This is a genomic window from Halodesulfurarchaeum sp. HSR-GB (assembly GCF_031432215.1).
In the GTDB taxonomy this organism is placed as follows: Archaea; Halobacteriota; Halobacteria; order Halobacteriales; family Halobacteriaceae; genus Halodesulfurarchaeum.
Genome location: NZ_JAVKGN010000002.1, coordinates 63,797 through 85,592 on the forward strand (window position 1 = coordinate 63,797; position 21,796 = coordinate 85,592).

A 21,796-nucleotide genomic window follows, 5' to 3' on the forward strand; every position below is an offset into this window, starting at 1 on the left:
ACGACGGCACCATTACAATTTAATTCAGTGAACAACCATATGCCATAGTGTGAGCCAACTCGATCGCTGGATTGACGATCCCCAAGCAATCCCTGGTTCGCCCCGAAAAATCACCTCAAAACAGGGCCGTGAACCAGATTTTTCGCCTTTGGAGCTTTCAAACCCGATTCAAGAGACATTGAAGAATAACGGAATCACACAGCCATATTCACATCAAACCAAAGGGGTCCAGTCAATCCGAAATGGGAAAAACGTCGTCGTAGCAACCCCCACAGCAAGCGGGAAAAGCCTTGTTTACACACTTACTGCCTTCGAACGGGCATTACAATCTAACTCTCGGGCGCTATATATTGGCCCACAAGTCGCCTTGATCAACGACCAAACAAAGACGCTCAAAAATTTTGCCAGCGAAATATCATCCCGTGCAGAGGAGGGGGTGCAAGTCGAATCCTATTCTGGGCAAACCGATACAGAAGAACGGCATCGGATTCGGGAGGAGAAACCCGATATCATCACAACAACGCCGGACATGGTCCACTACTCTTTCCTCCCCTATGCGAGCGACAAATGGCGATGGCTATTCCATAGTCTAGATACGGTCATCATTGACGAGATCCATGAATACAGAGGTGTCTTCGGCGGCCATGTTTCTCAAATTCTGCGCCGATTAAACAGGATCGCAGAGGACTACGATTCACACCCTCAATACATTACGACATCTGCCACAATCGGCAATCCGATCAAACACGCAAGTCGGGTTACTGGGCTGCCTGCCGATTCATTCGATCTGATCGAAAACGACGCGAGCAAAAGTGGACCTCAAGAATGGGTGTTCTGGGAACCAGATGAAGAATACACCCCATCAGATGAAGAAGATGACGAAACCTACGCAACCTCCTCCCACACCATTTCGAAGGAAGTCCTGAAACAACTGATCAAAAACGACTATCAAACAGTCGTTTTCACACGAGCTCGACAAGCAGCCGAACGATACGCAACTCAGACTAAAGAGGATTTCTTCGAAAACGATGACCACCACCTTGCCGATTCAGTCACCGCTTATCACGGAGCCCTCGGTGCTAAGAAACGGACTGAAATCGAGTCTGGGTTGAAATCGGGAGAGCTGAAAGGCGTATGGAGTACAAACGCTCTCGAACTCGGTGTTGATATCGGCTCTCTCGATGCCGTGATTCTTGATGGGTATCCGGGAACAACGATGGCTGCCCACCAACAAGCCGGACGGGCTGGGCGCGGTGATGATACCTCACTCGTTCTTTACGTGCCGAACAGAGACCAACTCGATCATTACATGCTAGATAATCCAATGGAAGTCCTGGACGGTGAGCCCGAATCGGCCACGGTAGATCCGTTCAACTCTCAGATTTATCACCCTCACCTCGTTGCCGCAGCATCGGAAAACCCAGTTACAACCGACGAGTCAAATCGCTACAAGGACCTCCAAGAAGTCGCGAATTATCTCGTTAACAAAAATCGGTTGAAGCCCCTGAAATTCAATCCCGGCTGGGCAGCGGACGTGAATAACCCACAATATGGGATGTCAATCCGCTCTATCGACTCCAAACAAATCGATCTGATCGATAAAAGTTCAATGCCAAGCTCACCATCGGGCGATAATCTACCAACTCCCGACCCAACTGATGAAATATCGGAAGATGAATCAAGAAATGCCATCGGATCGCTTCAATACCGATCAGCCCTCAGAGACGCCCATCCTGGAGCCATCTATTACCATCAAGGGCAGAAATACGAGGTCCAGACCCTCGATATCGACGACGAATTTGCCGCTCTCGAAAAAACCGACGCAGATCACTACACTCAGCCATTATTCAAAAAGGAAGTCTCGACTAACGAAATCGAGAAGACGGAATCGCTTACGGGTGATGATCGGATCATTGTCGGCCTCGCCGATGTGACTGTGACAGAACACCTACTCGGGTACAGAGTTACCTACTCGGACGGGAGTGAGCAGCAAGAATACCGACTCAAACTCCCACCAAGCAAGTTGAATACGCGATCTATCTTTCTCGCAATCCGCGATGGAAACATCACAGAGCCGATTGAAGAAAAGGGCTACCGACACGGAGTTGATTCACCGCTTCGGAGCGCACTTCACGCGATTGAACACACAATGATCGGCCTTCTCCCGCTCGAGATTTTAGTTGATCGGAATGACGTCGGGGGTCTCTCGAGTGCTGCCCATTCCGAAACGGGTCTGCCCACCATTTTCATCTACGATGCCCATCCAGGAGGGGTTGGAATTGCCCCCTCGGCATTCAATCGAGTGCGAAAGCTCCTCGAAAACACACACAATCGAATATCAGCCTGTGATTGTGACGATGGATGCCCGAAATGTATCATCGACTCCAACTGCGGGAATGCAAATGATTTCCTGAACAAACACCTCGCGGTCGATCTCCTCGACTCGATCACAGAACTTCTCTGAGTGTCTCAACCAGCGGCACCATACGCTCTTCATCGCCCCATCGATACTTGATTCCCATCGTAGACGTATTTCCGTAGGCATCCTTCCGGCCAAGAATCCACATGACGGGCCCGGTGGCCGGCTTTGCAAGCGAGAGCCAACCTGAAACACCCCTCCCACCTGACAGACTGGTTGTACCGACCGTTCGCCAGTAATCTGCGGTGTCAAAAATGTCATCGCCATCCGTTTGATCAACTTGCTCGAGAAGAGACTGCAACCGCTCGATATCCTCTTTCAAAACTGCGATTGTATGAAACCGACCATCGCCATTTGCTTCCTCCGATTCCTGCCATAACTCGAGTCTCACAACATTATTCGGATGGTGCCAGACATCCCACCACGCATGTTCTTCCCCCTTCGTTTGGAACGGAACGGCTTCGACATGGTTCCATTCAGTCCCTTCGATAAACCGAGGTGTGACTTCCTCAGTCTTTCTGAACCGATAATACTGACCTGGTAACGGGACCTCTATTTCTAAGCTGGTTGGATCAGAATCCGAAAACCATTCCTCAAATGGCTCTTCAAGCCCGCTCCACCTCGATTTCGACGGAACTGCCGCTGGCCAAACTGTATGGAACCGATTGGAAGCAATTTTCAGCTCACTCCCATGAACATCGCCCAAATATGCCACATAGACCGAGTATCCTTCATTGCCGTATTCTTTGAATACTGAACTGAAGTTTTTGTCCTTATGTTTCACCTGTGCCTCGATTATGATTCCATTCCCATACGGGAACCGAGGTTCATCAAATTCCACAAGGACGTCAGCGACACGATCACCAACCCCTTTCTCTAAATGAACCACCGAGTCAGGAAACCGTCGATCGAACGTCGATTTCGCGATGGTCTTCAGTTTGATATGGGCGTTCGACTCACCAGAACAATTGGTGTCCGAATGATGGAAAAAGTGCCTCGAAACGATACTTCCACCTTGGCGATGAGTCGATCGAACCCCCATGGATCCACCGCATTCTGGGCATTCTACACTCTCCCCATCATCGATATCGTAGGGGCCGACATATTCTCCATCGACCATGCCCACGAATGGCATACATTGACTTTCTTACCGCTTTATTAAGAGGTTTTCTAAATTCGAAAGCAAGGCCCCTTCCTCAAAGAGCAACCAACGGGAGCGTGTAGGGGGGGGGGAGTTCACTAAGAGGTTTTCGCCCGAGTCGGTTGTTAGTAATTGGTTTTTAGTGCCTTGTTTGCAACGGAGCGTTTTGGTAACTCTTCAACCATGTCAGCTAGCGCAGAAACCAGTGACACCAGCACAGTATCGCCCTTTGAAATCATCACAACGATCGGGGTGCTCAAGCCGTTCATCGAAGAAGCACTCACGCTCGTCGACGAAGCCAAGATGTTCGTCGAAGAAAACTCCCTCCAAATCCGCGAGGCAGATGCCGCCAACGTCGGTATGGTAGATGCCTCACTCGACACAAGCGTTTTCGAATCATACAATGGTGAGTCCCATCAAGACCTCGTCCTTGGTATTGATCTCGAACAGTTTAGTGACGTCCTTAGTCAGGGCGATCACAACGATACGATTCATCTTGTACTGGATCCGGAAACGAGGAAGCTAACCGCATCGTTCAACGACTCGCTCGAATTCACTATGGCGCTACTGGATCCTGACACCATCCGCTCAAGTCCCGATCTCCCGGATATGGACCTCAATGGCCGAGCTGAGTTGAAAGGACGTCAACTCAACCGTGCAATTCGTGCAGCCGACATGGTATCCGATTACCTTCAAATCGGTTTCCCAGACACCAGTGATGAACTCTACTTCCATGCAGAGGGAGATACTGATGACATGCATCTGGACTTGAGCGAAGACGATGAAGGGATCGAAGAGGTTTCCAGAGACGTCGAAGAGATGTACGCGATTTACAGCCTCGACTATCTCAAGGACCTGAAGGCCAATATGGGACCGAGAGACGACATCACATTACTCCTCGGAGACGACTTCCCCGTCAAATTCCACGTCGACAAACCCGACAACGACGCCCTCGATATCACGTACATGCTCGCCCCGCGAATCGAGGATTCTAACACCTAGAACTGTGTATTTGTTTTTAATATCCGTGCAGAGAGGTGGGTTATGAGTTTCAGTACAACCGCAGCAAGTTCTATATCCGAGTCCTCCCTATCGCGTTCTCACATTCCAGACGAACTGGCCGGCTTTTCCCTCAATAGGGTGTGTCGCCCAGATTGCACCGTTCATTCAAATTGTGATAACGGAGGAAAACGGCCCGTTTCCTCAGTTGATGATATCCAATCCAAAAGCGAAGTATCACAATGGGTCCAGGAAGGAGGAAACGCAGGGATCGTCCCAAAAGCCAACGACGAATTAGCAATCCTCGATATCGACTCCGATCAACTCGCAGCCCTCGCTTCGAGATACTTGCCAGAAACATTCACAGTCGAAACCCAAAGCGGGTTTCACCGATATTATCGCGTTCCGGGTTGGGATAGAAACTTCGGGTGGGGTGAATTGGGCTCAATCCGAGCAAATAATTGGATGGCTGTAATCCCACCCTCTATTCACCCGACAGGGACACGATACACCGTCGATCGGAAATCACCGATCGCGAGGATTTCCCCTCGAGAGTTAGAGTTGGTTGTCGACAAAATCCAAGAATCGCAATCAGAATCAGATTCGCGCCCTCATTCATCCCAAATCCCGACTAAATCAGTTGGGGCCCTCGATTTCATCCAATCAGACTCGATTCGGAACAGGATTGAACGATACCTTCACGAGTCAAACCCCGACCACAGTGATAGGATATGGCTCGTCGGGTGGCTCTATCACGTTCCCGAGAATCCGAATCTGAAAGAGCAAGATATCGTGGACCTGATCATGCAGAAGGCTCAATGGTCAAACCTCAACCGCGACATTGTAGAAGAACAAGTCGACTCCGTGATCAAATCGTCCGGATGACACAACTGACAAATATATTGGCGTATTTGTCGTAATCATGTTCGAACTCACAGGCTTCCAGCGTGATCTGATAATCATTATTTCCGGCCTTGACGAACCAAATGGGCTTGAAATCAAGGAAGAGACCGATGATTACTACGAATCAGAAATCAACCACGGTCGACTCTATCCTAACCTTAATACGCTTATTGACGAGGGATTACTGAACAAAGAGAAAGCAGACGAGCGAACCAACAAATACGAACTCACCAAATCGGGGAGACAAGCCATAAAAGAGCGCCGGGAATGGGAAGAGCAGTACGTCGATATCGACTAAGGTCGCGACTAGTTTTGGTGTTCAGTTTGGGATTTGGTAGGATTTGGTTTTTTGTCCCTTTTGATGCAGTGAAGGACTAATCAGACATTATCCAACCATGAGTAGCAATAACCAGTCCTCAAACAGCGGCAGCACCGGCACTAAATCGCTAACGCCCCACCTCCTCGACAAGGAGGCAACAATCCCCTTCCTCGGCCTGACAGCCGACAGCGTCCTCGAGTATCCTGAAGAGGTGGATACAGAAGGGGAACGATTCAGCGAAGACGCAGCTCCTTTCGAAGACGTCATCGAAGTACTTCCCAAGCCCATGGCCGTCGACGTTTGGGCAGTCAATCCCTTCGTCGACGAATCGGGCGAAGTGGACGTCGAAGCCATTAGAGACGTTCACGGTCTCGATACAGACACGTTGGAAAACGCGATGGGTGAATCGCTCGAAACGGTAGTCGAGGACACCGATCCCACCCCCCTCGAGGAAGACCGACACCGGAAGGCAATCGTCGATCCACGACGGCTCGCACTCAATGCACTTGGGTACGATACTCGGTTCCGGTGGCAGATCGCTTCCAATCGATACACAGCCGGCGATCCACAGGACTTCCTGCGGCCAGCTATCGATGCGTTCCGGCGCCGGGGCATGGACGGATTCGGGTGGCTATCCTTCGACAACTGGGGCGGTCACGTCAAGCTGACCATGATCTGGCCATCGGTCAATACGGATTTCGATACCGGGCCAACAAGTGACCTTACGGCCTACATGGGCTACCGAATCCAGTGGGACGTCCAGGGGACTCAGAAGATCAAAGCCCATGAAGTCGTCTTCCTGCCTGAGCTTCAAGTCTCGATTCCAGACATCGGCCAGGTATACAGCCGAAAACACCTCGGGCAATTCATCGATCCCGAACACGAACGGCAGAACGATCGGCTCCCGCCCCGGAAATGGCACGGTCAAATCGCAAGCACCGCGAACCAGCGGGTCGTGACGGTCCCAGAAAACATCCTCCGACTGCGTGAAACCGATCTCGACCTGACTCAGGTTCCTTACGCCCCGATCGACGATGACGCCGATGAAATGAGCAAGCAAGCGGCTATAAACACCCTCACCACATTCTATCTCCTACACGGTATCCCCGAAACCTACGCAGAGGAGGCAGCTGCGGAGTCGGTTCGCATGGCAGAACCGCATTATCAGCCAACACTCTTTGCGATCGTTCTCAATCTCCAACGGACCCTCCTTGAGGTCTATGAAGATCACTCTCTCGCGAGCGATCAGTACGTCGAATACCAGGAACTCGCGTCCGATATCTACGATCGGCCCTTCCAGATGATCCAACTGGCTGCGAGGGAATACGAGATCCAGCGAACGGACGAAGATGAGGAGTGGATTCCTGAAAATCAGTTGGGGCTCGTCGACGATCCCGAGTCTGCAAACGAGATCCCCGGTGTGAATGTCACGAACGAACGGGCGCTAACAGATGTCGAAGCCACACAACTTGAGAACCGTGTCCAGCAGAAAGTTCAGGAAACTTTGGGCGGTTTTTCGAGTGCTTGAATAAGGTAGCACAATGAGTAGTACATCAACCTCCTCCGCCGTTGAATACTCGGACGAGGACTACGTCGTTCACCTCGCAAACGCTCTCATCAACGAACATGGAGGGACTGTCGATGCGAGTATCGTTGCCAATCTGGCACCAGAATATTTCGAGCTCGATGGTGGAACAACAACGGAGCGGGTTCGAGAAATCATCGACGAGTCCGACCATATCAACGTGAACCGTGACGGAGCACAGGACAGGATCGAAAGCGTCCGAGCCCACGGACAGCCCCCGAGGGAAATCCTCGAGATCAATCCCCGATTAGGGGGCAACGAGGCCACACTTCACGCTCTCGAGATCGTGAACGATACGGTGGCTGAAAAGCTGAACAACGAGGGTTTAGAGACTGTCAAAGACATCGCGAACGCCGATCCCTGCAAGATCGAAGGGATCAGTGCCACTATGACCACCGCGAAGGCGCAAGCCCTCGTTGAGGAAGCCCAGCAGCACGTCAGTTCTGAATCACATCTCTCCAATTCCGGACTCTCTCCCTACGTTCGCGATGATGAATCCCCGGCAGCCACAGTCCAGGAAGTCTCTGAAATCGATACGCCTGTCGGGGAACCTCTCGTCATCACACAAGGCCTCGACCCGGACGATCCCAAAGCTCACTACCACGGCCTTCTGGTCCACCAAGATATCGGCCATCCGAAGGTGCCCAAAAAGGAGTCCAACGCTCGCGACGGCGAAGTAAAACTCTTCGAGGACGAAAACGGCGACGTCATCGAGCCCGCAATCCCGACTGAGCCAACGTTGCAAATGCCAATCGACGAAATAGTCGCGAAAACCCTCTCGAGAAACGAAACGCCGGTCATGCTCAAAGGCCCCCACGGGTCGGGGAAAAACACGGTCATCAAGTGGCTGGCTTACCAGACGAACCGGCCCTACATCTCGATCGACGCCCACGAGGATATGCTGGCTCAAGACCTCTTTGGATCCATGTCGCTCGACGAAGATCGGAAAGTCGTGCGGCGTGATACGGCGCTCACAGCCGGGATGAAGATGGGGGCGCTCATCGTCATCAACGAACTCCCAGCGGCGCAGGCGGGCATCCTCATGTCCCTCCACCGATTCCTCCAGGAGGGTAAGTTGCTCATCAAAGAAACGGGCGAACTGATCGAGCCCCACAGCGCGACTCGGATTCTCGCGACTCAGAACCCGGCTACGGTCGACTACGGAGGGAACAGCGAACTCAACATGGCGACTGACGATCGATGGGCTACGTACCAGCACAACTACCCTCCGAAGGATGAGGAGGTCCGTGTGCTGCACGAGATGGCAAACCGTGATACGCAAGTGGCAGATCGGGCCACAATCCGGAAGATGGTCGAAATCGCTTACATGACGAGGAATGAACGAACGATGCCGACCGTAAGTACCCGGCACCTCAAAATCTCCCTCAACCGGATCGATGACGGCGCTTCGCCAAAGGCCGCGATGAAGTGGGCACTCCAATCGATGAGCCGGGAAACGCATAACCCGAAGGACCTCTACGGAGAAATTGACGACCGGCTATGAGCGATAGAGAAGTCCAGACAAACGACCAAGAAGATACAGAAGTTGGTCAGCCAGTTTCCCTCAATCTGACGTACAGAGAGGCTTCGATACTCGATGCCTATGTTCGCACAATGTTCGAAGCTGATGACAATTACGACGATTACAGCAAGCCCATGGGATCAGTTCTCGATAAGTTGGAGGCTCAATTATGAACGATAGAGACGCCCGCGAAGACGAGAATAAAAAAAAGGGTACAGTTGGCCTAAAGATGGCTGTCGTGCAAGTCGATGCTCGGGGGACGACCAAAGGGATTTGCGTCGTGTGGTGTGGAGACGGAAAAGCCAATCTGGGTGCGGGAACACTCCTGTCCCACGTGCGGATTCGAGACGGACAGGGACGCGAACGCAGCGATGAACATCCTCAAGCGCGGTTTTCAAAAGCTAGGGCTGGGATGGCCCGAATCAACACCTGTAGAGACTGTGACCGCTACGGACACTGATGACTTCCGAGAGGTGTCTGCACGTCACGTCATCGAAACAGGAAGCCTACCCTCGTGAGAGCAGGATTCCCCGCGCCACCGTGCGCGGGAAACATTCAAATCATTTGCTTGTGACACGATGCTTATGGTCCGAGAAGACGGGAAACGAAATTTCGTATTGCGTGAAGACGGCGAGGAATCCAGCGTATTTTCCGGGAATACCCCCCGCCAAGCGGCAATGAAAGCGGCCCGTCGCCTCGATGATCAAGGTGATTCAGAAAGCGAAGCCCCTCGAGAAGAACTCATCCTTCGAGAGAAGGGATCCGACAAACTCCACAAATACGAAGCCTGGGCCTGGACTGAACCAGCACCGGAGGACTCCCCCGATTGGCTTGAAGGAGAAGTATCCAAAGCCAACGTCTCAAAGCAAGGAATCGAGCACCTCGACTAATACTCTGGTTGGTTTTTGGGCCTCTTGATGGGGTGAAGGGTCATGTCTTCAGCAGCCACTCGTAACACCTTCTCTCAATCGGCGGCCTACTTTCGTTCATCTCCTGACCGCCAAGAACGACTGCGAAACTACGTTCAGCGGCACACCGGAGAGCACGTCGACGTCAGGCTTACGCCCAGTGTTGAGACGGCAGCTGTTATGCCGGCCTCGGAAGACGCTCTCCTCGAAGCCGAAGAAACAGATTTCGATAACCAAGAAGCCGAGCGACTGATCGATGCAACTGACGGCGATTATTTGGCCCTGATCACTACCCAGCCCACCGATCTCGACAAACTCGGTGGCATCACCCGTCAAGTTCACGCCGATCGGAACTTCCAGATGGGTGCTGCCCTCCACGAACTCCTCCACATCCTCCATACCAACAGCAGCTATATCAGAAAGCAACTCAGCGAGAGAGTTGACGAGCAGTACCAAGACCTCGTTCACGAGCTCATTAATCTGGTCGAGGATGCGGCGATCGAGAAATCAGTCTTCGACTCGGATAAATGGACCAAGCGGGCCGAAAACCGGCTCATAACAAGTCGAAAAGCAGTCGCGACTACTGTCGAAGATATCCCCACCCCGGTCGAATTTGGCCTTTGGGATGCGATTTCCGGAATTATCTATGAGCGAGGGATATTCGACAGCGGAAAAACCGATATCCTACTCAATCATGATGACGACCGAATCAGGTTCCAGAACGAAGGAGTCCGACAAGTTGTCGAAAGCCTGCAACCCCGTCTTGAAGAATGGGTTTACGAAACTCGATCCAAACCCGACTCAAAAGATCGAACGGACGCAATAATCGATTTCTGGGAGAATGTACTGAAACCCATTTTCGATCAAGCAAACTCCCAGCAGCAGTCTTCCGGTCAGTCTGACGGCGAATCCGATGAAGGTGAAGAAAGCCGATCAGGGCCATCCCCACAAAGTCCGAACCAACCGTCAGTAAACGAGCAAGACCAGGAGAACGGGCAGGGATCAGACTCGGGTTCTGAAACGCCACAACAGGACCAGTCAAATGCCGATTCAGAAGAGACAGAACAAGGTGGCGAAAACAAGAACCCGGTTCCAGACGATCTGGGTACAGATGATATCGATCCTGATATCGATACGAGTGATTTCAACCCATCAATCGGTCGCGACGTAGGCGAAATGCCCAATGTGGGCGAAAACCAGCCAACTCCGACAAACGAAGAGGAAAATGATTCGAGTAACGAGGCCGATGGGTCTCAAACTGGTAAGGATACGAACGGCTCGTCACAAAATGAGCCAGAAGAAGCCGGTTCCGGAGATGAAAAGCAGGGAACAAATGACTCAGAAGGGGCCGATAACGCCAACTCGGGCGAAGACGTCGACGATCACACCCACAGCCCTGATTCAGATTCCAGTTCGGATAATGGAGCCACCGACCAAACGACTCTTGGCGCATTTGACCAATCCGGTGGCGACCCAGAAGACGAAACAGATGCTGGGGAAGAATCGAATCAAGAAGGCGGAGAAGACGTCGAAGATCAAGACGCGACACCCGGCCAAGAACTAGACGAGCAAGATACAACTCCCCACGAAGACGGGAAAGAAGATCCGGGCAGTGGCCATGATTCGGAACCAGCAGTACCGAATGAGCTCAACAATGACATCTCCGAAGAGATCGAGGACGAAACCTCGGCAGAAATGGACCAAGTAGGCCCCGATGCAGACCAGATCGACCAAGAACTCGATGAACTCGAAAGAGCCCTCTCCGAAAGTGCTGGCGAAGAAACTCTAGATCAACTCCGAGTCACAGACAACCGAGCTGACGAAATACCGCCCCATCTCTGGGAGGAAATCAAAGCCGAAGCCAAATTCGTCGGACGTACCCTTCGCAAGACGCTCGAGAAAAGCCGTAACGACTCGAGACGATCGGGCCTTACCAGCGGTCGTTTAGACCGCAGGCAACTCGGCAAGGTCGGCCTGGGTGATCCTCACGGGTTCTCTGTCGACCTGAGTGGCGACGATAAGAAGTACGATCTCGTCTTCGTCCTGGACGGTTCTGGATCTATGCGAGGAAGCAAGATGCAGACGGCGACCGAAGCGATTGCTCGGCTAACTGTCGCAGCCGAAGATATCGGCATCAACGTGGCAGTCACAGGGTTCCGGAATGGGGCCGCCGAGTTGATCAAACCGTTCAGCGTCGACTCGGATTTCGCACGAGACAAGCTCCTAAATTCGGAGACGGGTGGAGGCACCCCACTTGCACAGGCACTCTCCCTCGCACGAAACCTCCTCGAAACCGAAAGCCACCGGGGTCACAAGCCCATGATCGTAACCATGACGGACGGGATCCCCGCAGATGTTGACGCCGTTCGCGAAGAGCTACAGCAGACCCAAGCACCAGTCCAGAGTCTCACGATCGCGACCGACACGACAGCGAACAACCCACCTGATCGGGCTGACGAACTGACGGGATACTACGACGGCCACACCTACATCTTCGACCCAGACCGACTCGACGATCGCTTAGACGATTTGATCGCTCAATTTGCGGGCTATTAGGCTCACTCACCAACTCAAAGTCCAAGGTATGAAACGATATCCTGTTCGCGCCCATACAGCGTTTTTCGCTCAATAGAGACGATATCCCGCTCGATTAATTCCCCCATAGCTTCATCGACCGCTTGGGGTGGCCTATCAATTTCGCGGTCCACACGAGTAATCGGGACCTCACCCCGTTTCTGCAACAACGACACAATAGATGTCGCCAGCGGAGACGCCTCTTGCAATTCGGGCGGAAGTTCAGATTCATTGAATTCCACAGATGATGAGTTGTCTTGCTCGGGGATCACTAATTCGTAGGTTTTACGCCCGTTATGTGTTGTTTCTTTCCGATTTACAATTCCGGAATCTGCAAGCGATTTTGCTATGCGAGAGCCAGTCCGGCTCGAAGTGTCCAACTCTTTCCACAGTTCACTCTGATGGATGCCATCATTGTCTTGAATCAATTGGAGTGCCTCTTCTTCCGATTTGGAAAGGTCACCTTCAAATAATTCGGCTTGAAATCCAGACACCATAACAAGACACACTTCTTATTTCTACTATTATCAATTTGATGTTTTTGTCAGTCGTGATTCAAGTGACTGTCCATGTCTAGTGCTGATGATCCTAACCCATATCTCGATAACCCGGCTTCTGAACTCCCCCTCAACTTCCCCAAACCAAGCCTCTCGAGAAAGAACCCGCTATACGAGTACGATCCCACCATTCACGCACCTGAAATCGAGCCGATCGAGCACCGGATTCGATACGATTTCGCAAAAGCCGGCCTCACGATGAAAATGAGTCTCCTCGAAAGCTATTCCCCGTACAACAATGACTCGAGCAGCGAAGATCCGTGGGCCAATAGTGGAGATTTGAATCCCAAGCCAGAAGCTCTAAAGAACGCTGAATTCTCGATACAGGACCGGCTTGAATACGAAGAGCATCTCTTCGAAAACTGGGATGACGACTCCGTAATCGAGAAGGCGCCCGGATACCTCGCCCATCGATTCCGGGAAATCCGAGACTCAGACAACCCCGAAGAAGGTGTCCAAAACGAGCGAGCCAATCGAACCTACTGGTACGAGCAAATGCCATGGTCGAATCTCTATGCCCTCTTCACGAAGGACAGCTCGCTTGGAGACCTCTATCCTTCGTCTCATCGGCAATATTCAGATACGGGAAAGCCAGTAGACGAAGCCCACAACAAACATACCAATTACTTCGAGGGTGCAATCCTCGTTGATAACAACTCGGATCCAGAAAAGGTTGCAGAAGACTTCGATGTGGACCCAGACCACGTCTATCGCGAAGAGGAATTCAATTACACCCACAAGGGGGATGCCCTCGTTCGACCCGACGAGTATATCGAAGCGTTTCCAGCACCAGTTGTGATCGGTCACTACGCAAACGACTCCGAATACGTCCTATTGCCCTGGACGGGCGGTTTGACTTGCCAATGTCACTACAAGCACGAGAAGCCCTTCCGAGTAATGTGCAAACACGAGGCCATGGCGTCGATGCTTGCAGGCGAACACGGAAGCGAGTATTTGCCCCTTACTGAAGGGATCGATGTTCCCGATCGGGTACGACGTCTCTACGACCCTCTCGCCATCGATTGGACGTCCTAACAGGTTTCAAACGCGCTTTCAATCGATTCGGGTCTTCTTGGTTTTTTCTCGGGCGTGAGGAAACGGCCCATGTCCACAGAAGCACCATCCGAAAGCCAACCTTCCGAGACAGACCCCTCAGAAGAGCACACAAGCCTCTCAATCGCCGAGGAGCACCGGATCGCCCAACAGACCGGCGCAATCTTCGGACCCAGACACGAGGAACTATGACCCAAGAAGGCCTGCCTGAAACACTATACCTCGTCCCGGACTGGGAGTATCACGAAGCACACGATACCTGGCGAGCTCACGGCACCATCATCAACGGCACGCCCATCGTCATCGAAGAACTCGTTACAACTCGATACGACGGAAAAGCACCCACCTGCGAAGTGTGCAGAGAACGGCGTGAAGATGCTTACCGGCTTGCAGACGAAGATGATATCGCTGGGATACCTCTATGCCGGGACTGCCTCGAGGAACAAGGCTGGATCAAAGAGATCGTCGAAGACAAAACTGAGTTGGACAACAACGTCGATGTACCAAGCTCTCATATACCCCTTCCTGATCAAAACAGGGAGAGAAAAGAGACCTCACCTTTGCCTGCAATCGGGGAAGCCCCTGAACGACTATACATCGTCCCCGATCTGAATTCTGAGGGTTTCGACATCTGGGAGTTTCACGGGCAAACGATCCACGGGACACCCGTTGTGATCGAAGACCGGGTCCACACAGATTACGATCAGGAGGCATTATGCGAGGTGTGCGGCGAGCCTCGAGAAAACGTGTACCAATTAGCAGACGAGCACGCACCCGGCGTGACGGTCTGTCTCGACCATCTCAACGAATCTGTCTGGGTTAATACGATCCATACGACGTGGCGCACGGTCATGTTCGATGAAACACCGGTTCCTGAATATACTGAACCGGGTGCGGATCGCGCACTGTCTGAAATCTGAACAAATTTTAAAATTTGTAGAACTTGTGCGAAGTCTGGAAATTTAGTAATGTAGGACAGTTTCAAACATGGTACCAGCCAGCTCCAGCTTTAGCGAGGTCTAAACCTCGCCAACGTTCCATAAGGCCTGAACATTTTCAAAAGTCCAGACTTCCAAAGATTCGCACAACCTTTTAAAATTACACAGTATGTATACATTTTACAAAGTTTTCCACTTCCACACAGTGTATGATTTCCACACTTCTAAAAACGTGTACAACTTATACAACTTAAACAAATTCCAGAAATTGTTAAGATTTCGGGCGTTTCAGACGGTCAATAAGGCGTGAAACGTCCTCGGGTTTTACAACCTCTCCAACGTATACAATTCGTTAGAAACCATCCAACACAAACCATGGAAGAAAAAACACCACGAGCCGTGAGCGTTTCAGTCCTCAAAGGCGGCGTCGGTAAATCAACAATAGCAGGAAACCTTGCAGAAACACTCGCACACAGAGGAAACACAGTCCTGTTTATGGATCTCGATAGTAACGGACACGCCTCAGCAGGACTCGGATTTGAAGACCACTACGAAAATTACGAAACGCACCTTGGAGACGTGCTTTTTAATACGGCAAATCCAAGCGACGTGATTTTTGATACAGGATTCGGTTTCGATATCCTCCCGGCAACGGACAACCACAGCTCGATTGAGAATCAAATCAAAGAAACCGAAATGCCAAGCCTTCAATTGAAAAATAATCTTATAGATCCACTCCTGAACAATGAATACGACTACATTATCGTCGACAATTCTGGAGACAAATCAACACTCCTGAACAATACCCTCGTTGCCGCTCAAAACATCATAATGCCCCTAACACCGGGGGAGGAATCGCTTCACGGTCTCCAAAGGACCAAAGAAGACCTCCTTAAGCCATTGAGAGAGTACATCGATCTGAATATTCTCGCGATCGTTCCCAATAGGCTTTCCCGAAGAATCGACTACCACTACGGTGACCGTAAATTAGTCGAAGCAATCAATCGAGGGAGCCCATCGAAAGTGCCCAACTTCGCTCGAATACCCGCAGAAGATTGGAATAAAATGGATAACGGCGATTGGCAAGGCAAACTTCCAAAACCAGGAATTCGAGAAAATAACGAATTCACCGAAGCATACGGAAGAGAAAAGCCCCTCCGGGAGTATAATCCAAACAATCCAGAACTTGAGAACCTCGAAGAACTTGCACAAATTGTAGAACGTGGAGGTGTCAACCATGACGGATAACCCATTCGAAGACCTCGAGGAACTGGACGAGGAAACAGAAGAATCAGAAGACCAGGTTGCCGAGGATGTCCAAATTCAAGAGGAAAGAGACCAATCTGCGGAAGTCAAAGATCGGGAACAGTCATGGGAAAATACGCCAGGATTCCCCTTTGAAGAGTGCGATAACCGAACCTTCTATGCACGTAAAGACATCATGGAAACCCTCGATGACACAATATTCGACGTCGAAGTTATACTCCGGCAAGAACACAATCTAAAAGATTTCAAAACGCGAGAGTTCTATGACGCACTAATTAGAAGTGCTGACGAAAACAAAATTGCTGATTTAATCAAGCAGCAACGAAAACCTGATTAATTCCATAAATTTCGAAATACACAGTTGATCCCTTTGCAATGGTCGATGATTTACGCACTATCACTAACTGCCTTCGCAATGGCGTTTACAACCGAGTCGTTAGTCCGGTAAGTCTGATCATCGCCGGAATTTCAATTTTACTCTTTGTATCTAACATCGGTAAAGACGGCATAAACGGTTACCTAATCCTCCCCTTTCTACATGGGTCATGGATCCATCTAACTGATAACTTGTTTTTTCTTCTAGTTCTTGGGAGTTGGGTGGAATTCAGAATTGGTAGCGTGAATTTCTTGAAGCGAATCATTCCAATAGCCTACATTTCGTTGTATGCACCATTGTTTCTAAGATACGGGGAATTGGCTTGGGGGCTAAGTGGTCTTACAAAAGCATTAACAGCATATGCAATCCCTGTTCTATTTATTCGACTCAATTATCACTTTGACAATCTCGAGTTTGGATTCTATAGAATTGCAACCTTACTAATACATTTCACTTTGATGGTCTATTTATTTGCAAGCGTTACACTTACTGCCAAGAGGTTGATGGGTTTATCTCCAATACCATCTGGACTAGCACTATCAGTTCATGTGACTGGAATCTGTTTAGGGATCATATGGTTTTGTTGGCGACTCCGAAACTATGCAGCCTACGATATTTAATTGAATGAGTTAATTCGAAATATAGAACCAAGGTTGGAAACCCATACCCGATGAAAGTATTCTGTCCGAATTGGCACATAGAGGTCTTGAAAGTGCAAATTTGATCATACGATTTCCAGGTCCGGAAGGGTCGGAAGGGTCCATACCTCGATTATCAACTAGGAGCCCCTTCCTCCGAATATGCATCAGCCCGGATCGATCCCGGAACTCCCCCAACTCGAATCAGGCGTCCAGCTTCTCGAAACGCCCGATCGGGCGGTCGGCCCACTCCAAACACTCGTCCTGGACCATCTCCTCCTAGACGGTGGCACAGCCGTCTGGATCGACGCCCTCGAGTACGGCACCTCAGTTTATCTCGCCGAAGTTGCCCCCTCACAACGAATCCTCGACCGGATCAAGATCGCCCGAGGGCAAACAGCCTACCGGCATTTTAGTCTCGTTCAAAGCGCGGTCGAGCAGCTGACCGAGGATACAAACCTGATCGTCGCCCCCGCCATCGACGGGCTTTATCGAAACGACGACGTCCGAGGCCTCGAGCCAAAGGAATTGATGCTACGAAGCCTCTCTCGGCTAGCTCAATATGCGCGTGAAGCAAATACCCCGGTCTTAACGACCCGCACCCGTGCAGATGGATTCAGCGCCCCGATCGAATCGCTCGCGACCAACACTATCGAAGTCCACCAAACCGAATTCGGAGCCCGGTTCGAGAGTGACGATTTCGAGACGTTAGTGTACACAAACGGCCAGACGATGCAGACTACCCTGGCCTACTGGAAACGGATCCTCAAAGCCAGGCAACCTATCTACGGGCGTGAAGGTGTCCAACAGACCACAACCACGGTGAAATCCTAACGATGGGGCGTGCAATCCCCGCCTATCGCGATCATCTCACAACCCTCGAACAGAATTGGAGTGGCTATCGGCATAGCCTACAACCCGAGGAACGAAACCACTATGACGCGCTCTGGGCCGCTGCTCGAGCTCATGCCGAACCAAGCGGTTGCCAGAACCCCAGGAATCCCATGAACGCGGTCCTCATGTCGATCTGTCTTGAACAGGTAAAGAAAATAGGCAAATTGACGGATCGGCTCAATTTTCTCGAAGAAAATGGGCCGTGAAGCCCTATTATGCCACCACAAGGGTAACCCGCTCAAGGGGTAGTCAGAAGATAGTTCTATGATGCACTAATCAGAAGTACCAACACAGAAAACATGACAGAGCTGATCAAAGAACAACGACAATCGAGCAATCAAGAGTAGCTCCCTGCGGAAGATGAAGCCATGACCAAAGACGGCCCAGTTGACGAGACAATCGGTTTGAAGGCGCCAGACTGCCGTGGCTGCGGTCGTCGGATGGCTGTCGAGGCCTACAATTACGGAATCAATAAACAAACTAGAGAGGTATCCAAATACGTGGGGTTGGCAAAATGCGAATGCTGCCCTATCTATTGGTCACCCGAACGGGGATGGCAATACGATCCCAACGAAAATGGATGCGAGCACATTGATTTCGAATGCTTAGACGAACCCTGCCCAAATTGCGAAGCACCACAGCTATGGTCATTTGCAGGGATACGGACCTGCCCAGCCTGTAGTTGGGAAGATGCTCACGATTAACCAACAATCGGCATTCCTAAAATCGGCTAATTGGATTTATTCTGGGCGTGGCGAAGGTGTCCTTTCATGCTATCTCAATCAACATTAGGAGCTAATGAAGGGCCACCGATTATCGGCTACCACTTCGAGTCCAGACCCCTCTTTGGACCCAACAACGATCGACCAGTCGGGGATTAGGGAGAACTATACACTACGTGGCATCCAGACGAACTCCAGGAGAGCGAGGTTCGGGACGTCACCAAGCTCGTTCCAAAAAAAGGAGACCAACCAGTTGTCGCCTTCTACTTCGATCGACGAATCAACGGTGAAGTGGAAGGAAAAACCGTCGAGTTTCACCCCATAAAACTCAGAAGACGACCGGGGGTTGGCCTTCATGGCTAAACGGATGATCATAGAGAATGGAACAAAGAAGGTAAAAGAATACAATATTGGTTCCCTCGAGGATGAACCCCTGTTGTTGACAGGCTATTACCTCCCCGAATCCGATAATGGTCAATCTTGGCGATGGTTTGGTGTTCCCTCGGCAAAAGTTGAGATTTACTTCACTGACGATCTACAGGACACAGATTCAGGACGACTCATTGGAAACCCCATCAAATTTGGAGAAATATCAGCAGATGTCTTCTTTGATGGAAAGGCAACCGACCATTTTGAGTTTGGCGATCAAAATTAGCTATCGATAGATTTGATTTTCACGAAGTTCCGATGTTTATGTGCTGTATTCGCGCTTTATTTTGCACGCAGCAATCGTTGACATTCCGTTACTTCTGGAGAAGACGGCCGGGAAAGGCTCTTTGAAATTACGACGGCGGTTCCGATGGCATGTCGAACAAGCACTCGGAACAGTCCAGTTGGGCAGATCGTCATCGAAAAGACCTGACCACCAGACACACTCACGAAGATGTTTTGACCGACCGCGAATTTGAATTGCTACTGGAAGCTTGCGCTAGCCTCCCTGAACCGCAGGACCTTCAAGCTCGATTCATCTGTTTGGCGGCTGGCCGACTCGGACTTCGAGGAGGAGAGATCTCGCATTTTCAAACGAACTGGCTCAATTGGGACCGAGGCATTCTCCGGGTCCCGAAGCATGAGCCTTGCACTTGTGGCTACTGCCGTCGTCAGGCTTCTCAGGAGGCCAACCATCATGACAAATTAACAACTGAGGAGGCATTGAAAGATCGCTGGCACCCGAAAACTGTTACTTCGGCCCGAGCTGTACCATTCGATCTTTCCCTAAGAGTAGAGCTATGTATCGAACGGTTCGCCGAACGCTATGATGAATTTCCAGTATCACGCTCCACAGTTAATCGACGAGTGCAGACTGTCGCCGAAAAAGCAGACATCAGTGGCCGAGTTTACCCACATAGCCTTCGAGCGACTGCTGCCAGCTATCACGCATACCAGGGGGTTGCACCAGTCCCCTTACAAGCATTGATGGGCTGGAGTGATCTGGCGACTGCCCAAAAGTATATCCGCATTTCGGGGACTGTGACTGCTAACGCTCTCCGGCAAGTCCACGATAGTTAGCCGACTTCTTTGAGTGCTGTCAGTTACCAATTGCCGATTTGAGATAAGCCATTACCCCATTCTTCGCCCCTACCGACCTGCAGGAACGCATAACGCAGTCTTTCAAGTGAAAGTGAAAACAGAAACGGACTTCTCACTCATTCCAAAATTCGCTCTAAATACTGGCGGGAAACGCCCTCCAATGTGTATCTACCCACACTTTGCACCTCTTCAATTGCCTCTTCCAATGAATACCCTCGCGCATGCGCCAGCCAAAGCACCATAACATGGCCAGTCCGTCCCTGGCCAGCTGAACAGTGAACTACAATGGGTGTATTTTCCCGATCTGCGCGTTGAAAAAACGGAACGAGTGACTCCAAGAACGTCGCTTCGTCGATACCTCCTTGGTCTTGGATGGGTTCGTGGCAAACCCACTCTTCGCCAAAAGTCTCTTGATAGGTATCGATTAAACCTGAATACTTATTGAGTTCGGACGGGGTTAGAAGTGTGCAGACCCCTCCAATACCACGTGAAACCATAAAATCGGTCCACCCAGTGACAGCTTCTTTCCCTGGTGAATCCGCATAATAGCCTGGCCGATGGGCTCCATGCACGATAGATTCATCCCGTGCCGCCGGACCAAAATTAAATGAACCCATCTTTGGATACTTCTCACGTAGACACTTGCCGTCAATGAACGTAGTGATTCGGACTCACTCTTCTGTATGACATCGAATTTTGGTGGGAAAACCGCCAAACGATAGTTGGATTGACGAAAACTGACTGCTGAATATAGACCATCTATTCAGCAGTTCCCAGTTGGGTAGATGGTTTCTTTCTCACCGGCCCATAATTCTTGTCAGATCCAAGGCGACCAAGACCTTCACCGGCTTGCATAAAAAGGGTTCAGAGCCCTTCTACACCCCGGTTCGTTTACTTCCACGAATATCAGGCTAATCGAGGGTTGTTGTTATTGTAGACATACACCCCTGGTGTGGGGCCCAATGGCCGAGTGATAGGGTGTTCACCTTACTCAGTTTCGACGAATATTGCATAGGAGGCAGTACCCCCGGTGAAAACTATAACCCGAAAATCACCGCCTTGGTCAGCTTGGTGGGTAAATGTCGCCTCGTCGTCGACGTTCTCCTCGAAAATTTGCTCGTTATCGGGGTCGTATAACCGGACGAGCGTCCCACCGGCCCCGCTCTTTTCTTCTTCGGTGACTTCAATCCGAACCGTCTCCCCTTGTTTTACCTCCACAAAGTTATCGGCCGAATTTGAAGTTACCTCGCCCGATTCTATTGGTTCGGGGGTTGGTTCCGCGGTTGTCGGTTCCGGGGTTTTGGTTCGGTCTTGTCCCCCCTCTTGCGAAGAACACCCGGCCAGGGGGATTATTGTCACACCTATTCCCACCGTCAAAAACTGCCTCCGGTTCATAGGTTTGCTACTCTCGGCCACGCCTTAACCTTTCACACGGTCGAATAACTCCCGCAC

The 21,796-nt window shown here is 50.9% G+C and carries 21 protein-coding genes and 1 pseudogene; 18 read left to right on the plus strand and 4 right to left on the minus strand.

The genetic code is table 11. From position 1 onward, the window contains the following. The first annotated feature begins 49 nt into the window (after window positions 1–49). Window positions 50–2,464, plus strand: a complete 2,415-nt coding sequence (locus tag RH831_RS10860; RefSeq protein WP_310554221.1) for a DEAD/DEAH box helicase — start codon at window positions 50–52, stop codon at window positions 2,462–2,464. Here RH831_RS10860 and RH831_RS10865 read toward each other — a convergent pair. Beyond that, window positions 2,448–3,554 carry a hypothetical protein gene (locus tag RH831_RS10865; RefSeq protein ID WP_310554223.1) on the minus strand — a complete coding sequence of 369 codons (1,107 nt, stop codon included), beginning with the start codon at window positions 3,552–3,554 and terminating at the stop codon, window positions 2,448–2,450. The two genes, RH831_RS10860 and RH831_RS10865, sit on opposite strands and share 17 nt — an antisense overlap. 189 nt (window positions 3,555–3,743) lie before the next feature. On the opposite strand from RH831_RS10865, the gene RH831_RS10870 reads away from it, so the two are divergent. The 9 genes and pseudogenes from RH831_RS10870 to RH831_RS10905 all read left to right on the plus strand — a co-directional run bounded on the left by RH831_RS10870 (window position 3,744) and on the right by RH831_RS10905 (window position 12,352). Beyond that, entirely contained in the window at window positions 3,744–4,562 is an 819-nt protein-coding gene (locus RH831_RS10870; RefSeq protein ID WP_310554224.1) for a DNA polymerase sliding clamp, read from the plus strand. A 42-nt stretch (window positions 4,563–4,604) separates the two neighbouring features. After that, a complete protein-coding gene (locus RH831_RS11890; RefSeq protein ID WP_396275474.1) occupies window positions 4,605–5,444 on the plus strand; it encodes a bifunctional DNA primase/polymerase in 840 nt (279 codons plus the stop codon). Window positions 5,445–5,481: 37 nt separating this feature from the next. Next, window positions 5,482–5,760 carry a helix-turn-helix transcriptional regulator gene (locus RH831_RS10875; RefSeq protein WP_310554225.1) on the plus strand — a complete coding sequence of 93 codons (279 nt, stop codon included), beginning with the start codon at window positions 5,482–5,484 and terminating at the stop codon, window positions 5,758–5,760. 97 nt (window positions 5,761–5,857) lie between these two features. Then, on the plus strand, window positions 5,858–7,309 hold the full coding sequence (locus RH831_RS10880; RefSeq protein ID WP_310554226.1) for a hypothetical protein: 1,452 nt from the start codon (window positions 5,858–5,860) through the stop codon (window positions 7,307–7,309). A gap of 13 nt (window positions 7,310–7,322) precedes the next feature. Further along, window positions 7,323–8,870 (plus strand): AAA family ATPase, encoded by a 1,548-nt coding sequence (locus RH831_RS10885; protein WP_310554227.1) that lies wholly within the window; start codon window positions 7,323–7,325, stop codon window positions 8,868–8,870. Continuing rightward, complete coding sequence (locus tag RH831_RS10890; RefSeq protein ID WP_310554228.1) at window positions 8,867–9,061, plus strand: hypothetical protein; 195 nt, start codon at window positions 8,867–8,869, stop codon at window positions 9,059–9,061. The genes RH831_RS10885 and RH831_RS10890 overlap by 4 nt, the downstream gene beginning before the upstream one ends. Window positions 9,062–9,123: 62 nt before the next feature. Continuing rightward, window positions 9,124–9,406: pseudogene (locus tag RH831_RS10895) on the plus strand (zinc ribbon domain-containing protein); the annotation flags it as partial. 66 nt (window positions 9,407–9,472) lie between these two features. After that, complete coding sequence (locus RH831_RS10900; RefSeq protein ID WP_310554230.1) at window positions 9,473–9,778, plus strand: non-histone chromosomal MC1 family protein; 306 nt, start codon at window positions 9,473–9,475, stop codon at window positions 9,776–9,778. Between the two features lie 42 nt (window positions 9,779–9,820). Continuing rightward, window positions 9,821–12,352: a VWA domain-containing protein gene (locus tag RH831_RS10905; protein WP_310554231.1), complete on the plus strand. Its 2,532-nt coding sequence runs from the start codon at window positions 9,821–9,823 to the stop codon at window positions 12,350–12,352. Window positions 12,353–12,366: 14 nt separating this feature from the next. Here the strand turns inward: RH831_RS10905 and RH831_RS10910 are convergent, their stop codons facing one another. Next, window positions 12,367–12,867 carry a MarR family transcriptional regulator gene (locus tag RH831_RS10910; protein ID WP_310554232.1) on the minus strand — a complete coding sequence of 167 codons (501 nt, stop codon included), beginning with the start codon at window positions 12,865–12,867 and terminating at the stop codon, window positions 12,367–12,369. Between the two features lie 72 nt (window positions 12,868–12,939). Here RH831_RS10910 and RH831_RS10915 point away from each other — a divergent pair, with 72 nt between their 5' ends. The 8 genes from RH831_RS10915 (at window position 12,940) to RH831_RS10945 (ending at window position 20,323) form a co-directional block, all read left to right on the plus strand. Continuing rightward, a complete protein-coding gene (locus tag RH831_RS10915; RefSeq protein ID WP_310554234.1) occupies window positions 12,940–13,962 on the plus strand; it encodes a hypothetical protein in 1,023 nt (340 codons plus the stop codon). Between the two features lie 206 nt (window positions 13,963–14,168). Then, entirely contained in the window at window positions 14,169–14,900 is a 732-nt protein-coding gene (locus RH831_RS10920; protein ID WP_310554235.1) for a hypothetical protein, read from the plus strand. Window positions 14,901–15,293: 393 nt separating this feature from the next. Continuing rightward, complete coding sequence (locus RH831_RS10925) at window positions 15,294–16,166, plus strand: ParA family protein (protein WP_310554236.1); 873 nt, start codon at window positions 15,294–15,296, stop codon at window positions 16,164–16,166. After that, window positions 16,156–16,521, plus strand: coding sequence for a hypothetical protein (locus RH831_RS10930; protein ID WP_310554237.1), 366 nt, complete (start codon window positions 16,156–16,158; stop codon window positions 16,519–16,521). Before RH831_RS10925 ends, RH831_RS10930 begins: the two co-directional genes overlap by 11 nt. Window positions 16,522–16,559: 38 nt before the next feature. Then, a complete protein-coding gene (locus RH831_RS11895) occupies window positions 16,560–17,180 on the plus strand; it encodes a rhomboid family intramembrane serine protease (RefSeq protein WP_396275475.1) in 621 nt (206 codons plus the stop codon). A gap of 180 nt (window positions 17,181–17,360) precedes the next feature. After that, window positions 17,361–18,032: a hypothetical protein gene (locus RH831_RS10935; RefSeq protein WP_310554238.1), complete on the plus strand. Its 672-nt coding sequence runs from the start codon at window positions 17,361–17,363 to the stop codon at window positions 18,030–18,032. Between the two features lie 1,137 nt (window positions 18,033–19,169). Next, a complete protein-coding gene (locus RH831_RS10940; protein WP_310554239.1) occupies window positions 19,170–19,469 on the plus strand; it encodes a hypothetical protein in 300 nt (99 codons plus the stop codon). Between the two features lie 149 nt (window positions 19,470–19,618). Then, on the plus strand, window positions 19,619–20,323 hold the full coding sequence (locus RH831_RS10945; protein ID WP_310554240.1) for a site-specific integrase: 705 nt from the start codon (window positions 19,619–19,621) through the stop codon (window positions 20,321–20,323). Between the two features lie 137 nt (window positions 20,324–20,460). Here the strand turns inward: RH831_RS10945 and RH831_RS10950 are convergent, their stop codons facing one another. Next, a complete protein-coding gene (locus RH831_RS10950; protein WP_310554241.1) occupies window positions 20,461–20,961 on the minus strand; it encodes a dual specificity protein phosphatase family protein in 501 nt (166 codons plus the stop codon). Window positions 20,962–21,331: 370 nt separating this feature from the next. After that, window positions 21,332–21,739, minus strand: a complete 408-nt coding sequence (locus RH831_RS10955; protein WP_310554242.1) for a hypothetical protein — start codon at window positions 21,737–21,739, stop codon at window positions 21,332–21,334. Between the last annotated feature and the right edge of the window lie 57 nt (window positions 21,740–21,796).